Origin of the sequence: Amycolatopsis sp. NPDC059021 (genome assembly GCF_042739895.1) — a bacterium.
Lineage (GTDB): Bacteria > Actinomycetota > Actinomycetes > Mycobacteriales > Pseudonocardiaceae > Amycolatopsis.
The window spans coordinates 165,572-172,776 of the sequence record NZ_JBHYIQ010000006.1 but is presented as its reverse complement, the minus strand read 5'-3'; the positions used below and the strand labels follow the sequence as shown (position 1 = coordinate 172,776).

The 7,205-nt window shown below is 68.9% G+C and carries 6 protein-coding genes; 3 read left to right on the top strand and 3 right to left on the bottom strand.

Annotated features, from left to right (window positions below):
- Nucleotides 1–145 precede the first annotated feature (145 nt).
- The 3 genes from ACFWX1_RS05410 to ACFWX1_RS05400 form a co-directional block, all read right to left on the bottom strand.
- On the bottom strand, nucleotides 146–910 hold the full coding sequence (locus tag ACFWX1_RS05410; RefSeq protein ID WP_378384108.1) for an ABC transporter permease: 765 nt from the start codon (nucleotides 908–910) through the stop codon (nucleotides 146–148).
- On the bottom strand, nucleotides 900–1,907 hold the full coding sequence (locus ACFWX1_RS05405) for an ATP-binding cassette domain-containing protein (RefSeq protein ID WP_378384106.1): 1,008 nt from the start codon (nucleotides 1,905–1,907) through the stop codon (nucleotides 900–902). Before ACFWX1_RS05405 ends, ACFWX1_RS05410 begins: the two co-directional genes overlap by 11 nt.
- A gap of 82 nt (nucleotides 1,908–1,989) precedes the next feature.
- On the bottom strand, nucleotides 1,990–2,577 hold the full coding sequence (locus ACFWX1_RS05400; protein ID WP_378384104.1) for a PadR family transcriptional regulator: 588 nt from the start codon (nucleotides 2,575–2,577) through the stop codon (nucleotides 1,990–1,992).
- A gap of 61 nt (nucleotides 2,578–2,638) precedes the next feature.
- Between ACFWX1_RS05400 and metG the strand changes: the two genes are divergently transcribed.
- The 3 genes from metG to ACFWX1_RS05385 all read left to right on the top strand — a co-directional run bounded on the left by metG (nucleotide 2,639) and on the right by ACFWX1_RS05385 (nucleotide 7,009).
- On the top strand, nucleotides 2,639–4,432 hold the full coding sequence (gene metG / locus ACFWX1_RS05395; protein ID WP_378384102.1) for a methionine--tRNA ligase: 1,794 nt from the start codon (nucleotides 2,639–2,641) through the stop codon (nucleotides 4,430–4,432).
- 9 nt (nucleotides 4,433–4,441) lie between these two features.
- Nucleotides 4,442–5,278, top strand: coding sequence for a TatD family hydrolase (locus ACFWX1_RS05390; protein ID WP_378384100.1), 837 nt, complete (start codon nucleotides 4,442–4,444; stop codon nucleotides 5,276–5,278).
- Nucleotides 5,279–5,599: 321 nt separating this feature from the next.
- Entirely contained in the window at nucleotides 5,600–7,009 is a 1,410-nt protein-coding gene (locus ACFWX1_RS05385) for a transglycosylase family protein (protein WP_378384098.1), read from the top strand.
- Nucleotides 7,010–7,205: the final 196 nt, after the last annotated feature.

Sequence of the window (7,205 nt, the reverse complement as noted above, 5' to 3'; positions counted from 1 at the left end):
CACGGTCACTTTGCGCCACTGCGCGGGGCCGGGGTGGGGGGGGGGCGCGGGGTTCAGGGGGACTTTCCTCCCATCACATGCGACGAATGTCCCATTCAGCGCGTCTTGTGCGAGGAAAGTCCCCTTCAGCTCACCGGCCCGGGGATCAGGCGTTTTCGCGCTGGAAGGTGCGGGCGCCCCACCACACGGCGAGCACGGCCATCACCACCACGACGACGCTGCCGGTGAACAGCGCGTCCATCGTGAAGTCGCCCTTGAAGCTGTTCCGCTCGACGTCGACCACGTGCCGGAACGGGTTGATCTGCGAGATCGTGTACAGCCAGTCCGGTGCCTTGCCCGACACGATCGGCAGCAGGATCCCGGACAGCAGCAGCAACGGCATCAGCACGGCGTTGAGCAGCGCGGGGAAGGTCTCCTCGCTCTTGAGCGTCAACGCCAGCGCGTACGAGCACGACGCGAGCGTGATCGCCAGCAGGAACACGATCAGCAGGCTGAGCAGGACACCACCGAACGGCGCGTTCAGATCGAAGACCAGGTACGCGATGAGGATGATCAGCACGGCCTGGACCACCGCCTGCAACGCGTTCGCCAGAACCTTGCCCAGCAGCAGCGCCACCCGGCTGACCGGGGTGACCCGCAGCCGCTCGACCACGCCGGAGCGGAACTCGGCCAGCAGCGTGAAGCCGACGAACGAGCTGCCGAACAGCGCCAGCTGCGCGATCAGCGCCGGGGTCAGGATCATCCAGCCGTCGGTCTCGGTGATCCCCGGCCCCTTGATCGCGTCCACCATGAGCGGCCCGAACAGGAACAAATACAGCAGCGGCTGCATGATCCCGATCATCACCCAGGTCGGGTTCCGCAGTGCCGCGAGCATGTCGCGGCGGAAGATCAGCCAGGTGTCACGCAACATGGCTCGCCTCCTTGTCCGCCTCGGCGGGCTGGGTGCCCTCCTCGGCGTCACGCAGGCTGCGGCCGGTCAGCGTCAGGAAGACGTCGTCGAGCGTCGGCCGGTGTACCTGCATCGCGGCCATCGTGATGCCGCGGGAATCCAGTGCCCGCAACAGTTCCGGCATCGCGGTGTCCCCGCGCGGCACCCGGAAGCGGATCGTGCCGCCGGTGACGGCGAACTCGTGCGCCCCGGTGAGCTTCCCGGCGATCTCCGCGGCTTCGGCCGCCGACGCCGGGTCGACCTCGATCGTGACGCCGTCGCCGGACACCCTCGCCTTGAGCGAATCCGGCGTGCCCTCGGCGACGATCCGGCCGTCGTCGATCACGATCAGCCGGTCCGACAGGGCGTCCGCCTCGTCGAGGTAGTGCGTGGTGAGGAAGACGGTCACGCCGTGGTCGTCGCGAAGGCGCCGGATGTGCTCCCACAGGTTCGCCCTGCTCTGCGGGTCGAGCCCGGTCGACGGCTCGTCGAGGAAGACCAGCCCCGGTGAGTGGATGAGCCCGAGCGCGATGTCCAGCCTGCGGCGCTGACCGCCGGACAGTGTCTTGGTGAGCCGTTGTTCGAGCCCCGCGAGGTCGAGCTGCCCGGCCAGCGTGGCGCCGCGGCTGAGCGCGTCCGCCTTGCTCAGGCCGTACAGCCTGCCCTGCAGCTCGATCTCCTCGGCGACCTTCACCTCGGGCGCGGTCCCGCCGCCCTGTGCCACGTACCCGATCTTCCTGCGGACCCCCAGCGGATCGGTGAGCAGGTCGCAGCCGCCGACCGTCGCGGTGCCCGCGCTGGGCTTCAGCAGCGTGGTCAGCATGCGCAGTGTCGTGGTCTTCCCGGCCCCGTTCGGGCCGAGGAAGCCGACCAGCTCCCCGGCCTCGACATCGAGGTCGACCCCCTTGACGGCGTGCACTTCGCCGCCGTTGCGGCCCTTGCGGCGGAACCGCCGCTCGAGGCCGCGTGCCTTGATCATGAGAACCCCTTTCGCAACTAGTCAAATTTGACTACCCGAATGGCGCAGTCTGCCTCACGTATCGCGCACTGGTCAAACTTGATTACCGGGCGGGCTCGCCGAACGCCGGTTCGCCCTCGCCCGCCATGACGTATTCGCCGGCCTCCAAACGGGCGATCAGCCCGCGCATCCACGTCACGTTGGCTTCCGCGTGCGCGCTCCACAGCCGGTACAACTCGCCGACATGCGGCGGCTTGCCCAGCTCGACGGCGTGTTCGCGAGCGTAGTGCGTGGCGGTGAGGTGGGCTTCCATGTTCGCCAGCTGCTGACGCAGCAGGGCGAGCGCGCGGTCGCGGGGCAGAGTCGGCATGAGTGTCACAGCCGCGGACATGCTGTAGCCGGTCGCCTCGTCGCTGGCGAGCGCCTCGGTCAGCTGCACCATGAACTCGGTTTCGCCGTCCTCGGTCAGCCGGTAGGCGACGCGCTCGGGGCCGGAACCGCCCGCGTCCTCGGCGACCTGTTCGAGCAGTCCTTCGGCCGTCATCTTCTTGAGCGCGTGATAAATCGAGCCCGGCTGGACGTTGCCCCACTTGTCCGCCCGCCACGACAGCAGCTCGCGTCGCACCTGGTAGCCGTGTGCCTTGCCGTACATGCGCACGACCCCGAGCACCAGCAGTCGTGTCGCGGACACCCGGCCTCCTTCTCCTACGCCAGTAACCATGCCTCAGCGGGCATCCGTAGGCTAAACAGGTATGAGCACCCCTGTGTTGACCGCGGTGGCCTGGCCCTACGCCAACGGCCCCCGCCACATCGGCCACGTGTCCGGATTCGGCGTCCCGTCCGACGTCTTCTCCCGCTACCAGCGAATGGCCGGCAACCGGGTGCTCATGGTGTCCGGGACCGACGAACACGGCACGCCCATCACCGTCCAGGCCGACAAGGAGGGGCTCACCTCCCAGCAGACGGCCGACAAGTACACCCGCCAGATCGGCACCGACCTCCAGGGCCTCGGCCTCACCTACGACCTGTTCACCCGCACCACCACCGGCAACCACGCCGAGGTGACGCAGCAGATCTTCCTCGCGCTGCACCGCAACGGCTACGTCGTCCCGAAGACGACGCGCGGCGCGATCAGCCCGTCCACCGGCCGCACCCTGCCGGACCGCTACGTCGAGGGCACCTGCCCGATCTGCGGCTACGACGGCGCCCGCGGCGACCAGTGCGACAACTGCGGCAACCAGCTCGACGCCTCCGAACTGATCAACCCGAAGTCGCGGATCAACGGCGAGACGCCGAAGTTCGTCGAGACCGAGCACTACTTCCTCGATCTCCCCGCGTTCACCGAATCGCTCGGGAAATGGCTGTCCACCAAGACGGACTGGCGGCCCAACGTCCTCAACTTCACCAAGAACCTGATCGACGACATGCGCCCGCGGCCGATCACCCGCGACCTCGACTGGGGCGTGAAGATCCCCCTCGACGGCTGGCGCGACCAGCCGATGAAGCGGTTCTACGTCTGGTTCGACGCGGTGATCGGGTACTTCTCCGCCAGCGTCGAATGGGCGCGCCGGTCCGGGAACCCGGACGCGTGGCAGGAGTGGTGGAACAACCCGGACGCGCGGTCGTACTACTTCATGGGCAAGGACAACATCACCTTCCACGCCCAGATCTGGCCCGCGCTGCTGTTCGGGCACAACGGCGAGGGCGACCGCGGCGGCGAGCCCGGCCCGTACGGCAGGCTGCACCTGCCCGACGAGATCGTCTCGAGCGAGTTCCTCACCATGAGCGGCTCGAAGTTCTCGACCTCGCGGGGCACGGTCATCTACGTCAACGACTTCCTGCGCGAGTTCGGCCCGGACACGCTGCGGTACTTCATCGCGGTGGCGGGCCCGGAGACCCAGGACACCGACTTCACCTGGGACGAGTTCGTCCGGCGCACCAACTTCGAGCTGGCCAACGAGTGGGGCAACCTGGTCAACCGGTCCATCTCGATGGCACACAAGAACGTCGGCGCGATTCCCCGGCCGGAGGCCCCCGCGGCCGCCGACGAGGAGCTGAAGGCGTTGTCCCGCAAGGCTTTCGACGTCGCGGGCGGGCATCTGCAGCGGTCGCGGTTCAAGCAGGCGGCGAGCGAGGCCATGCGCGTGGTCACCGCCGCGAACCGGTACCTGTCCGATCAGGAGCCGTGGAAGCTCAAGGACGACCCGGCGCGGCGCGACACCGTGCTGCACACCGCGCTGCAGGTCGTCTCCGACGCCAACACGCTGCTGACGCCGTTCCTGCCGCACTCCGCGCAGAAGGTGCACGAGGCGCTCGGCGGCACCGGCGTCTGGGCCGCCCAGCCGGAGCTGAAGGAGGTCGAGGACCTCGACATCCCCGACCGGATCAACCCGATCCTCACCGGCGACTACGCGGCCGAGCAGGCGCGCTGGGAGTCCGTCCCGATCGAGGTCGGCAGGCCGCTGGCCAAGCCGACGCCGTTGTTCGCCAAGCTCGACCCGGAACTCGGCGAGACCGGGCCGGAATGGGCGCCGATCCAGAAGTAAGAGGTACGCATGGGTGACGACAAGCGCGAGCTGCCCCCGATCCCGGACCGGCTGCCCGTGTCGGTGGTCGACGCGCACACCCATCTCGACGCGTGCGGCGCGGTCACCGCGGCCGATGTCTCGGCCATGGTCGACCGCGCCGAGCGCGCCGGCGTGTCCAGGGTGGTCACCGTCGCGGACGACCTCGCGGCCGCGCGCTGGGCCGCCGAAGCGTCCACATGGGACAAACGGGTGTTCGCCGCGGTGGCGATCCATCCCACGCGCACCAAGGAGTTCGGCGAGGCCGAGAAGTCCGAAGTGGAGCGTCTGGCGCGGCAGGACCGCGTCGTCGCCGTCGGCGAGACCGGGCTGGACTACTACTGGGACTACTCCCCGCACGACGCGCAGCAGGACGCCTTCCGCTGGCACATCGACCTAGCCAAGCGGATCGGCAAACCGCTGATGATCCACGACCGCGACGCGCACGAGGACGTCCTGCGCATCCTGGACGAGGAGGGCGCGCCGGACGACGTCGTCTTCCACTGTTTTTCCGGCGACGAGCACATCGCGCGCCGGTGTGCCGACGCCGGATATGTGTTGTCGTTCGCGGGAACCGTGACCTTCCGGAACGCGCGCGGGCTGCACGAGGCGGCGCGGATCGTGCCGGCGGGGCAGTACCTCGCCGAGACGGACGCGCCGTTCCTGACCCCCCATCCGTTCCGTGGGCGGCCGAACGAGCCGTACTGCACCGCCTACACCGTGCGGCACCTCGCGGGGCTCCGTGGCGAGGCGGTGCACGAGGTCGCCGACGCGGTCCGGACCACCGCCGAACGAGTCTTCCGGCTCCCGAGTGTCACATCGGCTTGAACGGACTGCGACATTCGAGGTGTCACATTCGTCCACCTGATGAGTGACGCAAGTCACGACACTCCGGGGGGTGTTTGCGCAACCCGCCGACCTCCGTTACTGTCCCGTGATCGTGCCGGTCGGAACTGCGTAAGCAGTTGCCGACTGTTACGCCCACAGTCACGTCAGTGCACGTCGGGGAAGCGGAACCGGGGTTGGTACGACTCGGAACCGTGACGATGGCGCTGGCTGCGGGTGTCGGACTTCAGAGGTGCGCCGGTTCGGCGCGCCGAGGCGAAGGACGGCGTAGCAATACGACGTCTTGGGAAAGGGAACGACCCGGTGACTGGTAGCAAGACGGCCGTACTCGACCGTGAGCTGGAAGACACCGCCTACGGGCAGCTCGACTTCTCCGACGACCCGCGCATCACCCAGCAGGACATCCTCGCGGCGCTCGGCCCCGACGCCGACACGCTCATGTCCGAGATCGACGTGGACGTCGACGAGCTGATCGAGCTCATCAACGCCGAGACCACGATGCTCCCGCCCATCGTCCTGCCGGACGAGGTGGCCGAGGACCGGGTCGGCAAGGAAGCGGGCAAGGCCGCGGTCAAGACCGACGACGGTCTGCGCGAGGCCACCCGCACCTGGAAGAAGCGTTTCCTCAAGGGCGCCGTGCTCGGCGTCCTGCTCAGCGTCGCCGGTGGCGGCGCCGCCGCGCTCGCGGCGAACAAGAGCGTCACCGTCGACGTCGACGGCCAGCAGCGCACCGTGCACAGCTTCGGCGGCACCGTCGGCGAGGTGCTCGAGGACGCGGGCCTGTCGGTCGGCGCGCACGACGCGCTCTCGCCCTCCCCGCAGGCCGCGGTCGGCGACGGCGGCGTCATCAAGCTCGAGCGTGGCCGCCAGCTCAAGCTGGTCGTGGACGGCGCGGAGCGCTCCTCCTGGGTCCGCGCGACCACCCTCGGCGAGGCGCTCACCCAGCTCGGCATGACCGACGTCGTCAAGCCCGGCGCCTGGACGTCGATGCCGCAGAGCGGCGAGCTGCCTCTCGAAGGCGCCACCGTCCAGGTCAAGACCCTCAAGAACATCACGCTCTACGACGGCGCGAACGAGCCGAAGAAGCTCACCACGAACTCCGTCACCACCAAGGAACTCCTCGGCGAGCTGAAGATGCCGCTCGGCCCGGACGACGCGGTCGAGGGCGGCCTCGACGTCAAGCTGACCGACGGTGCCGAGGTCCACGTCAGCCGCACCGGCGTCACGATGGTCAACCAGAAGGAGACCATCGACCCGCCGGAGCAGAAGGTCGACGACCCGACGCTGGAGAAGGGCAAGACCCAGGTCGAGGACCCGGGCACCCCCGGCGAGAAGATGGTGACCTACAAGGTCACCAAGAAGAACGGCCAGGAAGTCTCCCGCGAGCAGGTCTCCGAGCAGGTCACCACTCAGGCCAAGCCGAAGATCACCCGCGTCGGCACCAAGAAGCCCGCGGCACCCGCCATCGGTGACACCTCCCGGTGGGACGCCATCGCCAAGTGCGAGGCGGGCGGCAACTGGGCCATCAACACCGGCAACGGCTACTACGGCGGCCTCCAGTTCGACAAGCAGACCTGGGACGCCTACGGCGGCAGCCAGTACGCGGCCTACCCGCACCAGGCGTCGCGCGAGCAGCAGATCGCGGTGGCCGAGAAGGTCCGCGACGCGCGCGGTGGCTACGGCGCCTGGCCGCAGTGCGGTTCCCGGGGCTGACCCCTTTCCTTCCGCGAGGCCCCCGGCGCGTTGCGCCGGGGGCCTTCGCTTTTTCCTTGCGCTGAACCCCTTCGTGGCGTTGCCCCCCCCGGGGGGGGGGGTGACGTGGGGCGTGGCCCCCGGGGGGAGCACAGACAGAGGCCGACGCGCGGCGCGGGCAACACAAAACACGAGCACGCGCAGGGGGGGGAGAAAG